The 980-nt window shown below is 40.8% G+C and carries 2 protein-coding genes; one reads left to right on the forward strand and one right to left on the reverse strand.

Annotated features, from left to right (window positions below; translation table 11 throughout):
• Positions 1-761 (forward strand): type ISP restriction/modification enzyme (locus ACFIL8_RS11060; RefSeq protein ID WP_375689836.1); only part of this gene is annotated, 761 nt, incomplete at its 5' end.
• A 31-nt stretch (positions 762-792) separates the two neighbouring features.
• Here ACFIL8_RS11060 and ACFIL8_RS11065 read toward each other — a convergent pair.
• Positions 793-980: hypothetical protein (locus ACFIL8_RS11065; protein ID WP_375689838.1), on the reverse strand; the 188-nt coding region annotated here is incomplete at its 5' end.

Genomic DNA, 980 nt, shown 5'->3' on the forward strand with positions numbered 1-980 from the left:
CACCCTTAGGAGCTAAAAAAGGGAATCAGGTTCATTTGTTTGCAAATTTTGCAGAGGAAAGCAAAGAAACTGGTTTACAGCGGCGTGATGCTCTTACGGATGAAGGGTTGGCTTATTTTAAGGCAGCTTATCCTGGTGAAATGATTACAAAGGATGATTTGTTTTATTATGTTTATGGGATTTTGCATTCTGAAGATTATCGTGCTCGTTATGCGCATAATCTGTCTAAACAATTGCCGCGTATTCCAACAGTTAAAAAGGTAGAGGATTTTTGGGCTTTTGTTACAGCGGGGCGAAAGCTTGGTGATTTGCATATGAATTATGAAGAAGTTGAACCCTATCCCGTTACCTATAAACAGGGTGATCCAAGAACTTGGGTGATTTCTGATGAGAAGAGTTTTTATCGTGTTGAAGCAATGAAATTTGCTGGTAAGCGTGGTGCTATTGACAAAAGCACAGTGATTTATAATGCGCATATCACGATGCAGAATATTCCTCTTGAAGCTTATGAGTATGTGATCAATGGCAGGCCTGCTCTTGAATGGGTTATGGAGCGGCAGGTTGTCAAAACGGATAAAGCGAGTGGGATTGTGAATGATGCCAATCGCTATGCTGTTGAAACGGTGGGTAATCCAGCTTATCCATTGGAATTGTTTCAGCGGGTTATTACTGTAAGCTTGGAAACAATGAAAATTGTGCGCAACCTGCCAAAATTGGAAGTGAGAGAAACTGAAAAGGTTAAATTATCCATTGTGCGGTAAAAAAGTGTTGAGTCGTAACAAACTGGCACTATCATACACCTTGCCAGCTCGTGGGTATTGCGACAGCCCTTGGCACTTGAGACAAGTCCATAAGAGGCATGTCTTTCTTGTACAGTTTTACGCTGCGCAGGCTCTCTTCCTTTGTGATGTGCAAGAAAATGGTTTTGATTGATTCAATAGAGAACAGATTTGAAATGAGAGAATCTGATGATATTGAGA

Origin of the sequence: Bartonella sp. AP57NXGY, from assembly GCF_042195805.1 — a bacterium.
Lineage (GTDB): Bacteria > Pseudomonadota > Alphaproteobacteria > Rhizobiales > Rhizobiaceae > Bartonella.